The sequence below is a fragment of the Anaerobiospirillum sp. NML120448 genome (genome assembly GCF_023050945.1).
Lineage (GTDB): Bacteria > Pseudomonadota > Gammaproteobacteria > Enterobacterales > Succinivibrionaceae > Anaerobiospirillum.
The window spans coordinates 1-19,485 of the sequence record NZ_JALKIM010000070.1; the positions used below are offsets into that span (position 1 = coordinate 1).

General features: G+C 40.3%; 12 protein-coding genes and 1 pseudogene. 8 read left to right on the forward strand and 5 right to left on the reverse strand.

Annotated elements, in window-relative coordinates; genetic code table 11:
- Positions 1-984 precede the first annotated feature (984 nt).
- On the reverse strand, positions 985-1,665 hold the full coding sequence (locus tag MXE38_RS10015) for a hypothetical protein (protein ID WP_246914386.1): 681 nt from the start codon (positions 1,663-1,665) through the stop codon (positions 985-987).
- 332 nt (positions 1,666-1,997) lie between these two features.
- On the opposite strand from MXE38_RS10015, the gene MXE38_RS10020 reads away from it, so the two are divergent.
- The 4 genes from MXE38_RS10020 (at position 1,998) to truA (ending at position 5,752) form a co-directional block, all read left to right on the forward strand.
- Complete coding sequence (locus tag MXE38_RS10020; protein WP_246914387.1) at positions 1,998-2,165, forward strand: hypothetical protein; 168 nt, start codon at positions 1,998-2,000, stop codon at positions 2,163-2,165.
- 259 nt (positions 2,166-2,424) lie between these two features.
- The gene (gene folE / locus MXE38_RS10025; protein WP_246914388.1) at positions 2,425-3,081 is read left to right on the forward strand and encodes a GTP cyclohydrolase I FolE; all 657 of its coding nucleotides are present in this window, start codon (positions 2,425-2,427) and stop codon (positions 3,079-3,081) included.
- 212 nt (positions 3,082-3,293) lie between these two features.
- A complete protein-coding gene (locus MXE38_RS10030) occupies positions 3,294-4,433 on the forward strand; it encodes a glycosyltransferase family 2 protein (protein ID WP_246914389.1) in 1,140 nt (379 codons plus the stop codon).
- A 533-nt stretch (positions 4,434-4,966) separates the two neighbouring features.
- Entirely contained in the window at positions 4,967-5,752 is a 786-nt protein-coding gene (gene truA / locus MXE38_RS10035) for a tRNA pseudouridine(38-40) synthase TruA (protein WP_246914391.1), read from the forward strand.
- Between the two features lie 356 nt (positions 5,753-6,108).
- On the opposite strand, the gene MXE38_RS10040 is transcribed toward truA, so the two are convergent.
- The 3 genes from MXE38_RS10040 to MXE38_RS10050 all read right to left on the reverse strand — a co-directional run bounded on the left by MXE38_RS10040 (position 6,109) and on the right by MXE38_RS10050 (position 11,869).
- Positions 6,109-7,548: an Eco57I restriction-modification methylase domain-containing protein gene (locus tag MXE38_RS10040; protein ID WP_246914393.1), complete on the reverse strand. Its 1,440-nt coding sequence runs from the start codon at positions 7,546-7,548 to the stop codon at positions 6,109-6,111.
- 1,687 nt (positions 7,549-9,235) lie between these two features.
- Positions 9,236-10,552, reverse strand: a complete 1,317-nt coding sequence (locus MXE38_RS10045; protein ID WP_246914394.1) for a M20 family metallopeptidase — start codon at positions 10,550-10,552, stop codon at positions 9,236-9,238.
- A gap of 411 nt (positions 10,553-10,963) precedes the next feature.
- The gene (locus MXE38_RS10050) at positions 10,964-11,869 is read right to left on the reverse strand and encodes a flagellin (protein ID WP_246914395.1); all 906 of its coding nucleotides are present in this window, start codon (positions 11,867-11,869) and stop codon (positions 10,964-10,966) included.
- Positions 11,870-12,802: 933 nt separating this feature from the next.
- Between MXE38_RS10050 and argC the strand changes: the two genes are divergently transcribed.
- From argC to MXE38_RS10070, 4 genes are all read left to right on the forward strand, one after another.
- Positions 12,803-13,921 (forward strand): N-acetyl-gamma-glutamyl-phosphate reductase, encoded by a 1,119-nt coding sequence (gene argC / locus MXE38_RS10055; protein ID WP_246914396.1) that lies wholly within the window; start codon positions 12,803-12,805, stop codon positions 13,919-13,921.
- 203 nt (positions 13,922-14,124) lie between these two features.
- On the forward strand, positions 14,125-14,880 hold the full coding sequence (gene argB, locus MXE38_RS10060) for an acetylglutamate kinase (protein ID WP_246914397.1): 756 nt from the start codon (positions 14,125-14,127) through the stop codon (positions 14,878-14,880).
- 437 nt (positions 14,881-15,317) lie between these two features.
- The gene (locus tag MXE38_RS10065) at positions 15,318-16,010 is read left to right on the forward strand and encodes an N-acetyltransferase (protein ID WP_246914398.1); all 693 of its coding nucleotides are present in this window, start codon (positions 15,318-15,320) and stop codon (positions 16,008-16,010) included.
- Between the two features lie 773 nt (positions 16,011-16,783).
- Complete coding sequence (locus tag MXE38_RS10070) at positions 16,784-18,517, forward strand: acetylornithine/succinyldiaminopimelate transaminase (RefSeq protein WP_246914399.1); 1,734 nt, start codon at positions 16,784-16,786, stop codon at positions 18,515-18,517.
- 340 nt (positions 18,518-18,857) lie between these two features.
- Here the strand turns inward: MXE38_RS10070 and MXE38_RS10075 are convergent.
- A pseudogene (locus tag MXE38_RS10075) lies at positions 18,858-19,133 on the reverse strand (MFS transporter); the annotation flags it as partial.
- Between the last annotated feature and the right edge of the window lie 352 nt (positions 19,134-19,485).

Consider the following 19,485-nt stretch of genomic DNA (forward strand, 5'->3'; position numbering starts at 1 on the left):
AACTATATGTGACTTATATCACATATTTACTTTGCATAAAGGTTAATATAGTGTAGTTTTGTCGATGGTGTTTTTACAAGATTTTGCCACATTTTGTTCAACCAGCGCTTAATGTCGGTCGATATGGTAGAAAGACCATCCAAAGCCAATTAACTTTAGATTTCACTTTAGCTAATCATTGGATAATTTCGTCTGGTTTTACTTTGCTTTCTTTTTTGTTTCTTTGCTCTAACCTGCTAACTAAGATTAGCGTATTGTGCATTAGCAGAAGCTATACAAGTACTGCTTAGAGGGTATGCTATTGAATTAGACTGGCTTGGCTTTTGGTATCTCTGGGCTGTAAAAGTCATACTTTATCTGGTCTGGTCTCACCTTGCCATATGTTGTTGCCCTGAGGTTGGGTGAACGTTTGGAGACCTGATTGTGGCGAAAAGTTAAAGAAAGGTGTGGTTGTATGGGGTGAAAGTGAGCTTTTGAAACCTTAAGAGAAAAGATTTCTACCTGTACGGACAAAACAAAAGGGCTCTCACCATGAGGTAAAAGCCCAACTATATAAAGTTAATGCAGCTAAACTACATTTTTTAAAGCATCTTTGCAATAGTCAAAAGAATTAATTTAACAAAAGGCTATCACCAATATATAGAGCTAAAGAATGAGGGCCTTATTAATCTTTAGAAAATTTGCGCATGAGCATAAACCATTAAAAGAGCAATGTTAATCAAATACGTATCAAGCTATAGAGCTTAGACAGAAAGTGTATGAGGGACAAAATTTAGATTGCACGCATGAGATAAAACAGTAAGCGCAATATGAGCTTTAGCTTGTGTTTTGACTAAAGTTTTTGCCAAGATAGTTGCTTGTTAAGCATTGTTCAAACTGCGATTTAGGTGTTTATGTATATCGTTGATTGGCTGCTGGTATCTGGCAGCTGTTAGCTGGTAAGTGGGAGCTTGAGATTGTAAGCTCAAAAAGCTTTAACTACCTTTAGGCTTTGAGGTTGAGGCCAAGGTTTGTTGCTGGGGTTGTGGCGCTATCATAGGCAGTACGCTGAGTTTTAAAGTGCTCAATGGTTTGCAGGAGTTGCTCTTTTAGCTCTGAGGTGGGATCTGCCATGAGGTGGGAGGAGAGATTGGCAAAAGAGGTAAGCTGGGCATAATTTAGCTTACCTAAAAAACATGAGGCTAGGGCATAGCTGTGCTTTTTGAGGGCTAAGAGTTCTTGCGGGCTAATGGCTAAGCCGTAGTGAATAGTATTGCTTGTTGATGAGTAAAAGCTTTGCAAGGTAAGCTTGCTATATTCACTTAATGGAGAACCAAAGAGAACATGATTGAGTAAGGTTTGATATTGCTCACTAGCCCAGACCTTATCAATAGCATTGCCCTCCCATTGCTCAATAAGAGTGGTATCAGTGTTAGGGGCGGTGGAGTCTTGGCTTACTTGTTCATCTAAGAGATCGAGTAATTGCTGTTCTTTAAGTTTTTGCTCAGCTAGGCGTTGCTGTGATTGTTGTTCTTGTTGTTGCTCTGCTAAAAAGACAGCTCTTTTGCTTCCAAGCTGTGCCTGTAAGTTTTGTTGAGCTTTGTTAAGGGCAATATGATAGCTGCGAGAGCTATAGTCTCGTTCAATCTTTTTTATAGGGTCAATACTATCAATGCTCTCAGACATAAGGTTTGTCCTTTAGTTTGCTAAACCAGTTCAATACTCAATCAATTGTAGCAAGCTTTAGCAGGGCTTAGCATAAGATTAATCGCACCCTTAATTTTATGCTTGGGAAGGCAGGCAGACTGGTATGTAGGCAGTAGCTGGGCAAGGCAGGGCAAGTCCCTGTAAATCACTCAAGAAATTTGCTTACTTACTTATTTGGTTGGTTGGATTCCTTGGAATTATAAGGGCGGGAATTGAATGTGGAGCTGTATTCTTGGCTGAAATAAAGTAGTAATATTAACTAAGGGTAGGGCAGTGCTCTGACCTTAGTTGCTAAATACTAGGAGAAAACTATGAATCAACAAGAGCGTAATCATCATGCTAACCAGTGTAATCCCAATAATGTAGCCTATAAGGCTGCTATGAATAATCATGCTAATCAATGCAACCCAAACCATGCTTCATATCAAGGGCATGCAAAGCAGAGTTCAGCTGCTGCCAAAGGTTCAAAGGGCAAATAGAGCCATAATTGCTCTTTAGCCTAATAGCACTATTGCTGATATCGTGTTGGATAAGGCGTTTTGCCTTTGGGTTGATAAAGAGTAGATGATTTTTTTGTGGGGGCGATGGTGCTATTAGGTGGTTGTAAATCTACCTAAATTGCGCAATTTGCTCTGGTAGGGGACTTTATACCAGAGCAAGGGGCGCTATAATAAAGAGATTGGTTGCAATCTATTTAGAATACCTTTGTTGTTGGCGATAAGTGTTAAAGAGGCTCATATGAGTGACGAACAATTAAGCAGTCAGGCTTTAAAAGTTAAAAATGCCTTGATTGAGTGTGGTTTAGAGACTCCAGTTCATGATAATGGCTTAACTGACGAGCAAAAGCGTGAACGTATTAGTGCTTGTATGAAAACCATGATGGAGACCTTAGGACTTGATCTTAGCGATGATAGTCTTATTAAGACTCCTCAGCGTGTAGGCAAAATGTTTGTTGACGAGCTTTTTTCAGGCTTAGACTATCGCAACTTTCCTGATATTACTGTGATTGAAAACAAGATGCAGGTAGATGAGATGATTAAGGTTAAGGACATCTCTTTTACTTCTACTTGTGAGCATCATTTTATGGTAATTGATGGCATGGCTAAAGTAGCTTATATGCCAAGTACCAAGATTATTGGTTTATCAAAAATCAATCGTATTGTACGTTTCTTTGCTCAACGTCCTCAGGTACAAGAGCGTCTTACTCAGCAAATTTTAATAGCTCTCAAGACCTTATTAGAAACTGAGAATGTGGCTGTTACTATTACTGCAACTCACTATTGCGTAAAAGCTCGTGGCGTGCAAGATCCAACCTCATCAACTACTACCACAGCTCTAAGCGGTCATTTTAAGCACAATCCATCCTCACGTCATGAGTTCTTAACTGACGATTAGATACACTAATTTATTCCTAGGTTAATTAGGATAAGATAGTTTTGTCATAGCAAGCTAAGCATATGCTTAGCTTTGCTTTTTGAGGAACAGCAAAGCACGGCACTGTTTGGTGCGGTTAACACATGCGTAGCGGTTTTAGTGTGAGTGAAAATGCGAAGCTAAAACTAGATTTTTGCTGGGCAATTTTCATTAAGTATTAGTGGGTGATAAGTATGGCAAGGCTAGATGATGATTATAAGGTAGCGTTGATTGTACCTGTTTATAACGAAGAAGATACCATTGCTACTTTTGTCTCTACTGTAGAGAGTAAACTTGAGCCTATCTTAGAGCATTTAGAAATAGTCTTTGTTGATGATGGTTCTAAAGACAAGAGTGCCCAAATTATTGAAGAGCTGATGGAGCATAATGAGCGCATTGCTCTTATCAAGTTATCACGCAATTTTGGTAAAGAAGCGGCTATGACTGCTGCTATTGATATGTGTGATGCAGATGCCTTGATTCCTATTGATGTTGATTTACAAGATCCCCCAGAGTTAGTACTAGAATTTGTAAAAATATGGCGTGAGCAGGGTGTTGATACTGTTTATGGCAAGAGAGTAGATCGTTCTAGTGATTCTGAGACTAAGCGTATTTCCTCAGGCGGCTTTTATTATGTCTTTAACAAACTCTCAGGTCGAGTAAAAATCCCAGAGAATGTGGGCGATTTCCGTTTAATTGACTCTAAGATTATACAGACAGTACGTAATCTTAATGAAAGCAATCGCTTTATGAAGGGCTTGTATGCCTGGCCAGGCTTTACCTCTTGTGAGGTAGATTATGTAAGACCTGAGCGTAGTGCAGGTACTACCAAGTGGAATTATTGGAAGCTGTGGAACTTTGCCTTAGACGGTATTGTTTCTTTCTCTTCTTTACCATTACGAGTATGGTCATATATTGGTGCTGGTGTGGGCTTTTTAGGGCTCATTTATATGGTCTATATTTTAGTTAGCACTATGATTAAAGGCGTATCAGTTCCAGGTTATGCCTCCTTAATGTGTGTAGTACTATTCTTAGGTAGTATTCAATTAATCTCCATTGGTGTCTTAGGTGAATACTTAGGTCGTGTTAGTGAAGAGGTTAAAAAGCGTCCTGTCTATGTAGTTTCAACTATCAAAGGCAAATTAAGCAATCGCCTTTTAGATGGCTATCAAAAAGTAGGTAGTGGTATTTACTTTAATGACAAGCACACTACCAAGGCTAGTGCCTCTGCAAGTGTTTCAGCGTCTGCTAGTGACAGTGCTAGCGCAGCATCCGCAAGCTCCCAAGCTACAGACAGCGCTGCTGCTAATGATCCTGCAAAGACAGAAAAGTAAGAGTTTAGTGCCTTGGCAAAGAGCCATACATGCTCAAAAGAGTAATGCTGTTAAGAAAAAGCGCAGCCTTGATAAGTTTTTGATAAGGCCAAGGTAAAGCCAAAAATACAGGTCTACATAAGCAAGATTATGTAGGCCTTTATTTTTTTTAGGCTTTTATTATTGTTTTGTCTTATGGCCTCCATTAGACTAAGAGCCAAATTTATCTTATCCATATTAAAGAACACTTTTAGCAAGCAGAACAGCCTCTTACAGAACAGCCTCTTACATGCTATGCCTATTAATTGGCTATTGGCCTAGCATAGCCTTTGCCTTGCAATCAAGATATGAGGTCAGGGGCTTTTCCTATAGCCAATTGGGTCTTGATTCTGGACTGTAGGCTGATATTAGTGTCTTAGCAAGCAATATGGCCTTTAAGGCGTTTATACGCTACTTGCTTGAGCTCATGATGTTGGTAGCAGGGCCTTTTACTAAATGATTGGGATGGGATGGGATAATTTGGTATTTAGGTTTAATTTATAGGAGCAGCTAGTATGAGAGTAGCCTTAGGAGTGGAGTATTCAGGTTGGAATTATGCAGGCTTTCAGCGCCAGTGGCATGCTCCTGCCATTCAAAATGAGCTTGAGCAAGCTTTGTCCAAAATTGCCGCTGAGCCTATTGAGCTTAAGTGTGCAGGTCGTACTGATGCAGGTGTGAGTGCAACAGGCCAAGTTATCCATTTTGATACCACTAAAGAGCGCTCGGAGCGTGCTTGGGTATTAGGTACCAATACCAATTTACCAAAAGATATTGCCATTACTTGGGCCAAGATTGTTCCAGATGAGTTCCATGCTCGTTTTAGTGCTCGTGCTCGTCGCTATCGCTATATTTTACAAAATACTGATTACCGTCCAGGTATTTTACAAAAGGGCGTGTCCTTATATCGTGGCGAGTATGATGTTGAGGCTATGCATGATGCTGCTCAAATCTTGTTAGGCGAAAATGATTTTTCTTCTTTTAAATCAGCTCAAGATGAAAACCCTCATGCTATGCGCAATGTCCATTTTATTAATGTAATGCGTCGTGGCCGCTATATCATTTTTGATATTCAAGCTAATGCCTTCTTACACCATATGGTACGCAACATTGTAGGTTCACTATTATTAGTAGGTGATAAGAGCAAGGATAAAGACTGGCTTAAGATGGTTTTTGAAGCTCGCAATAGAGAAATTGCAGGTCCAACTGCACAAGCTGAGGGCTTATATTTAGTGCATGTTACTTATGAAGACCATTGGCAATTACCAATCCGCCCTGAGGATATGGGCCCATTGTGGATTTAACAATTCAATCAAAGTCATACCATCCATACAGTGCCACACTGTGCTAAGCCAAACCGTCTAAGCTGCGCCCAGCTGATGCATACCAATTAGTGCTAAGCTAGGGCGCTTTGGTGGTGTGAATTTATCAAGGCTAGAGTAATCAAGCGCACCAGTGCGCCATCATACAAGCGTGTTAGGCTTAAAACTTACCTCATTTAAATGAAGTATGTGCGCTTGTAGTTAAGCTCTTATAGAGAACTCCCACGGGCAAGCTCGTGGGAGCTGTGATTGAGTAATCATCACAGCGTTGATAGCAGCTTATTGGTGTTGTTTGCTGCTGTATGAGTATGGGTATACTGAGCAAGCTTTAACTAAGGCTAGTTAAGCCATTGTTCTAGTATCTTATTGCAATTGGACTCTGTCAGTTCTTTACCCATAAGCTGAGCTCCCATGGCTTTAATGGTTGGTAAATCAGGAACGGGCATCTGGTTAATTTCATTTGAGTTCACCTGGGTAGAGCCATTCAAGATGCGATAGTAGGTATCATACAAGGTTGAGTTTAGTAGCACATATAGGCCATAGGCAAGCTCTGGAGTATCGCACTGAATAAAGTTGACCTTATTATGAGTGCTAAGAAACTTGAACTCAGTATGGTCAGATTGTAAGTAGATGCCGCACTGGAGTCGTCTACGCTCTTCTTTAGCCGTTAGGCGCTTAACTATTAAGTAATTAGCATTTTCCTGAAGGAGCCCAGGGCGATCTGTGCATATATACTCATCTGCCTTTCCTATGGGCCACTCTACCCTGCCGTTTTGAATATGCTGCGAATATAGTAAAGGAAAAGTATTGTCTGATGGTTGGCTGCGCAATACCGCTCTGGTTCTATAGTCTACAATTAGGCCTGTCTTCATAGGACATGCGATAGAAGCAAGGGTATGGTTAAAATGCGAGATTTGCTTTAGGGTCTGGGCCTCATACTCATCTTTTACTAGAAAGACATAATGATTGTTTGCCACCACAATATGGTAGGGAACACTAAAAGTTCTTAAGTCAGAAAAGTCAGAATTGGAAGAAGAGGTAATTACTACCTCATCAGGAATAAGCTTAGGATGCTCTGAGCACTTTCTTAATTTGACTATCATTGTTTCTTGAAGAATATTGTCCTCACCAAAGACTTTATTGCGACTATCAAACAGATGGATGTGGCTGATAGTGCTGTGCTCAAATAAGTAGTCTCTAAACTTTGCAAAGTAAGCACCAGAAGTCCATGATCTTGGAACTATGTACACCAGCTCCATACCATCTTTAAGGCTTGCTAGTGCCTTTGCCCAAAACAGAAAATAGAGGTTTGGTGCTCCATAGCAAACATGGGGCATATTAAGAGCTTCTGGAGCACTCTTGCCTATCTTTTTGTAGGGTGGATTACCAATAATGTAATCAAATAGATCTTCTCTCTTATGACTGGTTAGATAGTTTTCATGGCACACTTCAAAGGTAATATTATTGCCATGACTCATTGCCTTAAGGTTTGAGATGAGTACAGGAAGAACATTCTTATCACTTTCATAGCAGACAAAATGTATCTTACCTGTATATCCCAATTGGAGAATCTTTTCTGCTAATGCCGCAGACAAGACTCCTGTGCCAGCCCCAGCATCAAGGATCCTTATTTGGGGTAATGACAAATCTATTTGAAAAAGAGAGGCCATAAAACGAGCAGTCTTTTGCGTGGTAAAGAACTGACCATAAGCTTTACGCTCTGCTTTGGGAATGGTTTCGACAAAAGCTTTAGTGCTTTGTAAGGTTCTTTCTAACATAAGGAATAAGAGGGAGTAAGGTGGGTGCTCAGATAGTCTTGTTTAGCTTTAGGATAAGATGGGAAATGCTATCGCACCAATATTTGAATTAAATACTATCCTTAATAAAGGATAGCCTACATCAAATATAATGCAAAAAGAGCATATCTTACACTAAGCGAATATTAATAAAACGAATCAATTATATATTAAATACCCAAACAAAGCACTATCTAAATATTTTTCTTACCAGTGGTTTGCCAAACAAGATGGCATCAATCAGGAGCTTTATCGTATTAATGAACAGGGTATAAGTAGGATAAATGATTGCTAAACAGCCTATTTATCGCAGTTTATGAAGGCAATTGGTCTTAATAGTCTGCAAGTAAATAAAGAAGTGGCAATGTGCTTTATGCAAGCAACCAATTTTGCTTATGACAGACATTCCCAATGTGAGACTCAATAACATAGTTCAAATATTGGAACTATAATTGGGACAGTTCTAATCACAGCAATTGCTAATCAGAAGTAAGAAGGCAATGAAGGACAAGATAAGGTAAGACAGTTTTAAAGGCAAGCTGCTTTTAATGTTAACAAGGCCAGTGCCAAGGCAAAGGCCATGAAAAATCTAATAAGCAGGTGCCAATTTAGCTAATGACAGGCATCCTAATGTAATTAGCATATAAAGCTTTCCCAATCTTGGAACTATAATTGGGACAGTTCTAATCACATCGCTTGCTAGTAAGAAGTAAGAAGGCAATGAAGGGCAAGGCAAGACAAGACAGTTTTAAAGGCAAGCTGCTTTTAATGTTAACAAGGCCAAGGCCAAGGCAAAGGCCATGAAAAATCTAATAAGCAGGTGCCAATTTAGCTAATGACAGGCTTCCTAATGTAATTAGCAAATAAAGCTTTCCCAATCTTGGAACTATAATTGGGACAGTTCTAATAAAGAAGTGGCAATGTGCTTTAGGCAAGCAACCATTTTGGCTGATGACGGGATTTCCAATGTGAGAATCAAATAATATAGTTCAAATATTGGAACTATAATTGGGGCAACTCTAATCACAGCAATTGCGAGTCAGAAGTAAGAAGGCAATGAAAGACAAGACAAGACGATACAGTTTTTAGGGCAACGTACTTTGAATTAAAACTTTCTCAGCTCTTGGAACTAAACTGGGACACAATGCTCGTTTTATAGCATTAAGAAAGCATTATTTAAGATTTCATAATTGAGCTATTCCCAAGTAACTCTAATGTACTCCATGCATGATAATAAACATGCCGATTCATCAAGGCTTATAAGCTAAAAGTTCTAGTAGATTACGTCTTGGACATAGTTCAAAGAATGGGGAAAGTTTTATTGAATATTAACAATGCCAATGCCAAGGCCTAAAACATGAACAACCAAAAAAGCGGGCGCTAAGTTAGATTTGAGCCATAAAGATAAGGCTCATATGAGGCCATAAAGGGAGTAGGGCGAGCTCTAATATGAATAGCGTAATAGCCTACGCTCAATTAAATAGTAGGATCATGCCATGCCCAAGCTTATTCTCAAGCTTAGGCATAGGTCTGGGCCTAGGACACAGCTCTAGCATTGGCCATGGTCGGGAGAATGACCATGGCTAATCTCTGGTGATGGTTCATTGATGCCAGAGTTGGGGGTTAGCTTAGCTGTGCTGAGCTGGTTTTGGGGCTTTAGAGGTTTGATTTAGGTGCGTGGCTTAAAGGAGGTGATTAACTTGCACAGGAAGTCATCACACTTGGTAAGCTCACTAAGAGCAACGTACTCGTCAATACCATGGGCTTGATCAATAGAGCCTGGGCCTAGAACAACAGTAGGGCCAAGCTTTTGTAAGAAGGAGGCCTCAGTACAATAGTTGACGTAATTGTAGGCTATGTCTTGAGGTAAATATGGGGTTAATAAAGTCTTGATAGGCTCTAAGTCCTTATTGCAAAAAGCTGGAATATCGGCAAAAGGAATACTCATAGAGCATAAAAGATGTTTAGGGTTGTCGCCTTGGTAGACTTGGGCCTTTTTGTTTAGTTTTTCCTTAAAGCTAGCTTGAGAAAGTCCAGAGGCATGAATTTGATTGAGTAAATCATTGAGGTCTAAATAGAGCTTATTAATCTTATCTACTAATAGCTCATGGCTAATTGATGGAGTAGGGCGGATCTCAAAACCTAATTTAACCTCATCACAAATAGAGTTAAGGCTATGACCACCATTAATATAGCCTAAGTTTAAAGAAGGGTAGTTAACTGCAAAGTCAGGGTCTACATAGTCGTATTGTAACTCCTGGCTTAGAGCTAATAGCTTAGTAATGGCTAAGTTAGCAGAGTGAATGCTATTAACACCCAATAGTGGATTAGATGAGTGACCACTAATGCCGTGGAAGGTTAACTCACGAGCAATAAAACCCTTATGAGCTACTACAGGTTGCATTAAAGTAGGCTCACCAATAATGATAAGGTCAAAGTGCTTATTAACTAAAAAGTTCTCGTCATAGCTCTTAGGGCCTAAAGAGCATAAGTTATTAAAGTTTTCACCGTTTAAAGGCTGGGCAAAGAGTCGTGGTACATCAATAGCTCCATTCATAGAGCTCTCTTCATCACAAGTAACTAAGAATGATACTTTGCTCTTTAAAGCGTCCTGATTGGCAGCCAATGTCAACATACAGGCTAAAAAAGCCTTCATATCACAAGCGCCACGTCCATATAACAAATTATCAACATTAGTAAGCTCAAGAGGATTATGTGTCCACTTACTAGCATCAAAAGGCACACAGTCACTATGGCCGCTTAAGAGCAGACCTAATGAGTCGCTACCATCAGCAAGGCTAGGGCTTAGTGCTAGTAAATTAAACTTATTAGGAGCTATCTCATAATAGTGAGTTACAAAACCACACTTAGCAAAGTGATCTGCCATATATTTAATGAGCTCACCATTAGAGCGGTCACGCTCAGCATTATCACTAGAGGTGGTATTAAAACTTACTAACTTTTTTAAATATAGTTCGCTAGACACGGTAATCTCTCCTGATGGCTTGATACGGTGAAATAAAATTAGACCTCCATTATAGACACAAGTGCCTATCTGCCAACAACAAAAGCCCATCTCCCCACAAAAAGGCACATCAGTCCCCAATAATGCGCATCAGAGCGGCTATCTGGTGCATTGCACCTGCTGTCATAGCAAACTCTACTGACATCCAATGCTGCCCTGTACAGCTCTTCCCTGTATGTAATGCCAGGGTATGTACTACATTACAGCTTACAGAACAAATGCTACCGAGCACTTAATTTTGCAGCTGCTCAATGCGATTGGCTGAAAATTGGTAAGGGCAAATATGAAAAAACAGGCTCAAACTACCTAAAGTAAGAGCCTGTTTTTGGTATTAGGTTAAGCTTAATAGCTTCTTAGCTATCAATCCTTTAATTAGCCGAGCATAGAGAGGGCTAATTGTGGACGGCTGTTAGCCTGCATTAACATAGAAGTAGCAGCCTGCTGGATAATGGACTGCTGGCTTAAGTTTGCAGATTCCTCAGCAAAGTCAGCATCACGAATACGGCTACGTGCATCAGACTGGTTAGCAGCAACGTTAGACTGGTTGCGGATTGAGGACTCAAGACGATTTTGGATGGCACCTAAGCCTGAACGCTGGCTATCAACGTGAGCAATCATCTTATCCATAAGGTCAATAACAGCCTTAGCACCGTCTGCTGTACTTAATTGAAGACCAGAAGCAGCTGTCCAAGCAGTTTTGTTTTGTTTATCAACAGCACTTAAAATCTTGGTAAATCTAAAATTACCAACTTCAAAAGCAATCTCATCACCGTTATTAGCGCCAACTTGTAAGGTAATAGCACCTTTAGAACCAGTTGGGTTTTGAGCGGCTGTATTATAAATAGAGCCTTTAGTAGTACCTACTAAGATTGTCTTGCCGCCAAATTTGGTTTGCTCTGCAATACGGGTAATTTCTGCTTGAAGTGAAGCCGCCTCAGTATCAAGTGCCTTACGATCCTCAGCAGTGTTGGTGCCGTTTGCAGATTGCACTGCTAGAGTACGGATCTTTTGAAGCATATTGGAGGTCTCATCAAGAGCACCTTCAATGGTCTGAGCTAAAGCGATACCGTCGTTAGTGTTGCGGTTACCCTGATTTAATCCATTAATTTGGGTGGTTAAACGGTCGGCAATTTGTAAGCCAGCAGCGTCGTCTTTTGCTGAATTAATGCGCATTCCTGAGGAAAGACGCTGGTAGGTAGTAGTTAAAGAATTTTGTACATTATTTAGGTAGCGACGGCCATTTAATGAAGATACGTTAGTATTTACGTAAACTGCCATGATTAGTCCCTCTATATTTCATAAAATCTTTAAAGCACTTGCTAAAAGAGATAAGAAGAAAACCGTTCATTACAGAAAAATGAATGACCGAACTCTAATTAGCTTGTGAATGCTTTTTTGTGCTTACATAAATTACATCGACAAGGGTAGAAAAAAATTCTCTCTTTTTTCAAGATTAATGATAGACATGATAAATAAGCCATTTGCTAACAATTAATAGATATTGAGGGTTGAGTTTGTTTGATGTGAGGTAAAAGTTTCGGTAAGCACTTTTGTAGTCAATTTCCTCAAAATATAAAAATCTCTAACTGTCATGTAAGGCATTATTGTTAAGTTTCAATTTTCATTTAAGTCAGGCGGTAAATGTGCACTGTTGCATTGGTAAAGGTAAAAATTGCACCGTTTTTAGGATTATGGGAGGGGATTTTTGATTTTTGATGGTGCAAATGCCAATAAGTTTGCTTTTTGCGACCTATTTTAGTGCGCTTTTTTCATATGGAGATCTTTTTAGATATCCTAATAGCCACACAAGCGCTCCTGGCCTTGGTTGGTCTTAGCCTTAGGCTGACAAGGATGCTAACAGAGTAGCACTTAGAGAGTAATTTAATATTATGGTGCATATCCTATATGCTTATTTGGATAGGTGCTTGAGGTTAAGTTGCATTGTGTTACGTTAAGTTGCGTAACGTTTATATAAGTGCTAGGACTGGGCTTTAGTAGGGGCAAAAAATTTAGTAACAATAACAACAGTTAGGAGTAGGACTGCGTTTTTTCTTATTGGCTGATTTAATGGTGTTGCCAGTGGCAATTTTGGCCAAGCTGGGCCAATCCAGGTAAAGCCAGACCATGCCATGCTAGGTTAGGTAAGCCCTAGGCTAAGGGTGGTTGGTTGGTTGGTTCGATAAGGTAAAGCGTGGGGACTATAAGGAAAGTATGATAAAAGTTGCCATAGTTGGAGCCAGTGGCTATGCAGGATGCGAGTTAGTACGCTTGCTATCAAAACATCAAAATGTCACTTTAACTCATTTGTATGTTTCTCAAAACAGTGAGGATGCTAATGAGGAGATATGTGCTCTTAATGGCATGTTATCAGGATTATGCAGCCTGAAACTTGAGCCTTTATCATATGAGCATGCTGCTACTTTAACCAATGAAGATGCTGATGTGATTTTTATGGCCACTGATCATAAGGTCAGCCATGATTTAGCACCTATCTTTTTGGATAATGGCATAGTAGTAATTGATTTATCGGGTGCATTTAGAATTAGTGATCTCGATGCCTTTAGTCAGTACTATGGCTTTGAATTTGGTGATAAACAACGCTCTCTTATGCAAGAGCGTGTTTATGGCCTAGTTGATTTTATCAAGGCAGAAGACTTACAAAGAGCCCGTTTAATTAGCATGCCAGGCTGCTATCCAACAGCCAGTGAGTTAGCACTCAAACCATTAGCTGAGCAAAACTTATTAGACACCACTATGGCACCTGTAATTAATGCTGTCTCTGGTGTTTCAGGCGCAGGCCGTAAAGCCAAGCTTACTAATAGTTTTTGCGAGGTAAGCCTCAATGCCTATGGTATCTTCAATCACCGTCATTTAATTGAGATTGAAGAGTATGTAGGTACTAAGGTTATTTTCAACCCGCATTTAGGCGATTTTAAGCGTGGTATTTTAGCTACCATTACTGCTCGCCTTAAAAAGGGTGTCACTACAGAGCAAGTTAATAGTGCTTATGCCAAGGCCTATCCAAAGTGTGCTCCTAGTGCCAAGCATGAAAAAGATCACGTTGCCACTGAATCACTACCAACTTTGGTAAGAGTAAAGTCAGGTACAGTAAAGCTTCAGGATGTACAAAACACTCCATTTTGTGACCTCTCCTTTAAGCTTGAGCCTGAGCAGCGTCAAAAACTAGGCTCTGACAACAATGAGGCCCAATTTGGCCCTTATATTGTTATCTCTAGTGCCATTGATAACTTATTAAAAGGAGCTGCCTCTCAGGCAGTAGAAGCCATGAATATTCATTTTGGTTTACCACGTAGCCGATCCTTGCTCTAGCAAGTGAGGCTCTTAGCCCACCAAAGATTAGCTTTAATAGCGCTGATAGCAGTGATGCTGTTGTATGAATGGGGTTGGGGTTAGGAGCAAGGGGCTTGCTAGAGCGTAGCTGTAAGTGAAACTAGTCTTATTAGTGCTTATTACAAATAAGAGCTGGGCTAGTAGATTTTTTTAGCAAGCAAAACAACGTTGGGTAAACTAAGATGTTAGTAATTAAGTTATCAGGCAAAGCCTTATCTGATATTGATGCTCTCAAGTCCTTATGTGAGCAATTACAAAAGCAAGAACAAGAGGCTATTATCGTTCATGGCGGTGGCGTTGAGGTTGATCATATCTTAAAGGCCTTAAACTTCACTACCACTAAAAAAGATGGCATTAGAGTCTCCCCTAAGGAGCAAATGCCTTATATTGCAAGCACTTTAGCTGGTCAGTGTAATAAGCACTTACAAGGTGTTGCTATTAGCTCTGGCTTAAAGGCTGTAGGCTTATTATGTACTGATTTTGATTTGTGTAAGGTTGAGCCTTATCCAAGTGAATATGGTCAAGTAGGCTCAGTAAAGCCTGGCAATAATGCAGTGTTAGCTTCTTTAATGGGGCAAAAGTTTGTACCTGTTATTTGCTCTATTGGTCTTGATGAGCAGGGGCAGCTCTTTAACATTAATGCCGATGAGGTTGCTGCCTGTTTAGCCTTAACTTTTAAAGCACCTTTAGTCTTCTTCTCAGACGTAAAGGGTGTATTAGATAAAAACGGTGAGCTTATTGAAAATATCAATGAGCAGCGTTGTCATGAGCTTATTGCTGATGGCACCATCAGTGAGGGCATGGCTGTAAAAGTAAAAAATGCTTTAGACGTTGCTAAGAGCAGCGGTGCTCCTGTTTTTATTGCCTCCATCTTTGACGAACAAGCTCGTCTTAATCTCTCCAAGCTCCGACGAATCGGAACCACTCTTAGCGCCTAGATTAGTTAACCATCAGTGTTATTAACACTATCTAGGCCATATCTTAGTAGGTGGTATTTGCTGCCACCTACTAAGAGTTCTTAAATTCTTACTTGCTCATAGTTACAAGTTTAAGTTTATTAACAATATTTACCAAACTTATAGCCAAGAGCCATACCATCTTCTAACACTAATCTTGTTAAAACGCTAACCATAGCCCTAACTGCAAGGCTCTATTAGCATAGATCACAATCTATGCATTAGATGTTCTTAAGGGTAGGTTGCTAGGCATCATTTGAAATGAACGATGGTAATTTACATTGTTTGATTTATAGCCAAGCTGCTCTTTTCTTAAGTAAATAGCAGTTGATTAACATATTTTTAATGATTGCAGCGCATAATACTTAACCTAGGATATTACTAGGCAGCTGCTATATTGGACATAATGGTGGACTAATATGACTGTTAATGCTCACTCTGATGCTAATACTCAGCAAGCACAAAGCGTAGCTAATGAGCCAATTCCTTTTGTAGATTTAGCTAAATTCCATGGCGTGAGCTTAGATGACTTATATCATCGTGCTGTTATGCTTAAGCAAAAAAATTGCTTGACCGAAGGTCAACTTTCTAAAATTGCCGCTTCGCTACAAGAAGTTCAGGACGTTTTAGATCAAAGCAATAGCGGTACTTTTGTGGTACGTCAGGCTCGCTTAAGTGATATTGATGCTTTGTGCAATATGGTTAACTACTGGGCTCAGCAGGGTGAGAATTTACCAAGATCTCGTGAGGATATTATTAGAAATATCTTAACTTTTGCCGTATGCGTAAAAGATAATGAGGTCTTAGGTTGTGCTTGTTTATATGTCTATGATACAGGCTTGGCTGAGATTAGATCCTTAGGCGTTAACCCTATGATTCAAAGACAAGGTCAAGGCCGTGCTATTGTTGATTTCTTAGTTCATCGTGCCTGGCAATTTGAAATCAAAAAGGTCTTTGTACTAACCCGTAATCCAGAGTTCTTTGCCAAGGTAGGCTTTAGTAAAACTACTATTGATGCTCTGCCAGAGAAGATTAGAAAAGATTGCGAGCATTGTCCAAAGTTCGATAGATGCGATGAAGTAGCTTACGAGGTTAACCTCAAGTATCACTAATCATCCTAGCAACAGCTAAGCTTCTGCAACTTAGGACATTCAGTCCCAAATTAAGCCCAGCTAATGCCAGTAGAGCTAAGTTAAAGCACTTTAGCTCAATTAGCCCTGGTCTTACTTAAATTTAGCTCTCCTAAGTTTTCAAAACGAGGCAAGCTAATGAAAGAAAGTGTGGCCAGGTAAAGCTAAAGCTAAGCTCAGATAAGGTAAGGCAAGTTAGCCCCCAAGGCTACTAAAGTTAAAGTGCAAGTTAATGTCAGCCACTAATTACAAGCTAGCCTTAGCAGCTCTTAGCTTAATGATGGCTCCATAAGGCTATAACAGCACTGCTTTTAGCTAAAGATAGAATGAACTAGCGCTTGCGTGCTAGAGAGTGTCTACCAACGCTTTGCCAAGGAGCTAAGGGCGCACTTTAGCTAAAAGCAAGGCTCAGGTGCTTTAGCCACCTGCTAAGTCCTTGGTTGTGGCACATGGTCATATCTTGAGCTTAGTCCCAAGCCTGGGCCTGATTTAAAGCTGTGATTTTATCTTTAGCCTTAGCTGTGCAAAAGCCTTGGCTAAGGCAGGGAGCCTTAGCCAAGAGCGGGCCCTTGGGCCTTGGGCCTGAGCTAGGGCATAGGCCCTAACTTTAGCAAGTGGCCTTAGTCTTAAAGAGCACAGCCTATGATAGGTGAGCTTTAGGCAAAGGGCTTTAAAGTGCTTAGTAATATCGTACGTTGAGCCAAGGTTAGTTTGGTTAAATTGGTGTATTTTTAACAAAGGATTAAAGGGTAGAGATGAAAGTTACAAGACAAACCTTTGATGAGGTGATGATGCCATGCTATGTACCTCAAAATATGGTACTAACTCATGGCAAAGGCTGCTTCTTATACGATAGCGAGGGTAATGAGTACCTTGATATGACTGCTGGTATTGCAGTTAATTGCTTGGGACATAATCACCCTGTAGTAGTAAAGACTATTAAAAAGCAAGCTGAGCGCTTAATTCACGTTAGCAATATCTTTGTTAATGATAAGACTTTAACCTTGGCTAAAAAGTTAGTTAATCTTACAGGTTATGAGCGCGTCTTTTTTGTCAACTCTGGTGCTGAGGCTAATGAAGCAGCTTTGAAGTTAGCTCGTCGTGTTGCTTTTGATGACTTTGGGGTGCTCAAGGATGAAATCATTTCTTTTGATCATAGCTTCCACGGTCGTACTTTATTTTCTGTAAGTGTCGGTGGTCAGGCTAAATACTCACAAGGCTTTGGCCCAACTCCTGGTGGTATTACTCATTTACCTTTTAATGACTTAGAAGCCTTTAAAAAGACCATTTCTGATAAGACTTGTGCGGTAATTTTAGAGGTAGTACAAGGTGAGGGTGGTATTTTAGAAGTTGACCCTGTCTTCTTAAAGGAAGTAAGAGCACTTTGTACTAAGCATAATGCTTTATTAATTTTTGATGAGGTACAAACTGGTATTGGCCGTTTAGGTACTTTCTATGGCTATGAGCAAGTAGGGGTTAAGCCTGATATTCTCACCTCAGCTAAGGGCTTAGCCGCAGGTGTACCAATCGGTGCTATCTTAACTAGTGATCGTATTGGTCAGCACTTTAAGCCTGGTACTCACGGCTCTACTTTTGGTGGTAATCCATTAGCCTGTGCTGTTGGCTCTAAAGTAGTAGATATTATTAGTGATCAAACTTTCTTAGATAAAGTACGTGCTAATGGTGAATTTTTACGTGAGCAATTACGTAAGCTCAATAAGAAGTATGGCATTTTTGCTGACATTAGAGGTAAGGGCCTCTTAGTAGGTGCTCAATTAGCTGCTCCTTATGATAAAGAGTTATCTTCCTTCCAAAAACTCTGTACTAAGCACAAGCTCTTAGTATTATCGGCAGGTTACGATGTAGTGCGCTTTGCACCACCTCTTATTATTACTAAGAGTGAGATCCGCAAGGCCATGAAACTCTTAGAGTCTGTAATAACTGATTTTCTTAGCTCTCATAAGCTAAATCAAATCACTCAGTCCCAGTCTCCTGCTAGTGAAGATAAGGCTGCCTGCACTTGCCAATGCAATTGCCAAGACAAGGCCACACAAGCTACTGATAGCAAGGCCAAGTCCCCAAAGGCTGAGCAGCTATCAGAGAGCTGTGGCTGCCAGGATCAAGCTGCCTCAAGCGATGACGACTTGGTTGATGAAGAGGGGCTAGCTCTAGCTCAAGAGGTAATTTCCTCTTTTGATTCACTAGAGTCCTTAGCCGATGCTCTGCTCCCACAGCAAGAAGCCAAAGAGGCTAACCAAGCCCCAGAGCAGCAGGTTGTAAAAGTCACTCTTAGTGAGCAGGCCATGAATGACTACATGGAACAGCTCTTAAAGGGCGATGATGCTGCACAACCAGCCTCTCAAGGCCAGCAGGCTCAACAAGGCCATCAGGGCACTTTAGATTTAGCTGATGCTCAAAGCCAAGATGGGGTAGAGAGCAAAAAGAGCGTTAGCTCTAAGGCTAAAAAGACCAAAGCTAAGCGTAGATAAGCTCTGTTGATTAAATTATTGTGGCCCTTATTAGTAAGGCCATCTATATTAGCTGTCTAAGCCACATGCCATAATACATGCATGGCTATGCCAATCAGGATTAACCTTAGCCAATACAGAGCCCTTAAGCTACAGTTAAGCTTCTTTAGCGAAGCTGGGCTGCTTTAGCAAATTATTACCAAGGCCTGGATAGGAATATCTGGGCCTTGTGCATTATGGAAAGTTTGAAAAGGCTATGGCGGCGGGGTCTTAAGCTGTCATAGCCTTGATGGAGATAAAAGTTTATGGGCGCAAGGTGCTAAGCTCTAATGGCTAAGGCCTAAGGGCCAGGCGCTAAGGCCTAAAGATCTGGCGCAAATGGCTTGGCGCTAAGCTGAGTTTTGCGTCTTTGGAGTTCTTTGATGACCTTAGGGTAGATGCTATCGAGCTTGTAGCCAATGGTACTAAGGATGGCAAGGCCAAAGAGTACGGCTGGTACTACAGTAGTGGCCATTAAGATAGCATTTATTGCAGAGTCGCTTTGTATAGCTGCACCATTAATGTAGCCACCCATTTGCATTACTGTTGAGGCTAAGCTGGCACCAATACCAGCAGAGAGCTTTATAACAAAGCTGGCACCTGCATAGGTGGATCAATTGAAAATCTTGTGGGATTAGTTGACAAAAATCGTGCCAATTAGTAAAAATTATTTTTTTCTAAAAAATATTGACATTATGAAATATATATGGTGTCAGAATGTGATTGTGTATGATTTGAATGGTAAAGAGATGTAATGAAATAAGATGAGGGATATGAAAATTAATGTAGAATAAGGAGACCAAATAACTCAAAATCAAAAAACAGGTCTCCTGCTATGAATAATATTAACAATACAGCCCAAGATCAAGCTTTACGTAATAATCTTAATCCTTCTGAATATGACAAATTGCTAGACTTCTGCTTACAAGGTTTGCAGTTAGATAACTGTG

Bases quoted from the DNA above. Each gene is read 5' to 3' on its own strand.
- MXE38_RS10040 (WP_246914393.1), bottom strand. From the start codon at position 7,548: ATGTTAGAAAGAACCTTACAAAGCACTAAAGCTTTTGTCGAAACCATT.
- MXE38_RS10030 (WP_246914389.1), top strand. From the start codon at position 3,294: ATGGCAAGGCTAGATGATGATTATAAGGTAGCGTTGATTGTACCTGTT.
- MXE38_RS10070 (WP_246914399.1), top strand. From the start codon at position 16,784: ATGAAAGTTACAAGACAAACCTTTGATGAGGTGATGATGCCATGCTAT.
- argB (WP_246914397.1), top strand. From the start codon at position 14,125: ATGTTAGTAATTAAGTTATCAGGCAAAGCCTTATCTGATATTGATGCT.
- MXE38_RS10050 (WP_246914395.1), bottom strand. From the start codon at position 11,869: ATGGCAGTTTACGTAAATACTAACGTATCTTCATTAAATGGCCGTCGC.
- argC (WP_246914396.1), top strand. From the start codon at position 12,803: ATGATAAAAGTTGCCATAGTTGGAGCCAGTGGCTATGCAGGATGCGAG.
- MXE38_RS10015 (WP_246914386.1), bottom strand. From the start codon at position 1,665: ATGTCTGAGAGCATTGATAGTATTGACCCTATAAAAAAGATTGAACGA.
- MXE38_RS10065 (WP_246914398.1), top strand. From the start codon at position 15,318: ATGACTGTTAATGCTCACTCTGATGCTAATACTCAGCAAGCACAAAGC.
- truA (WP_246914391.1), top strand. From the start codon at position 4,967: ATGAGAGTAGCCTTAGGAGTGGAGTATTCAGGTTGGAATTATGCAGGC.
- MXE38_RS10020 (WP_246914387.1), top strand. From the start codon at position 1,998: ATGAATCAACAAGAGCGTAATCATCATGCTAACCAGTGTAATCCCAAT.
- folE (WP_246914388.1), top strand. From the start codon at position 2,425: ATGAGTGACGAACAATTAAGCAGTCAGGCTTTAAAAGTTAAAAATGCC.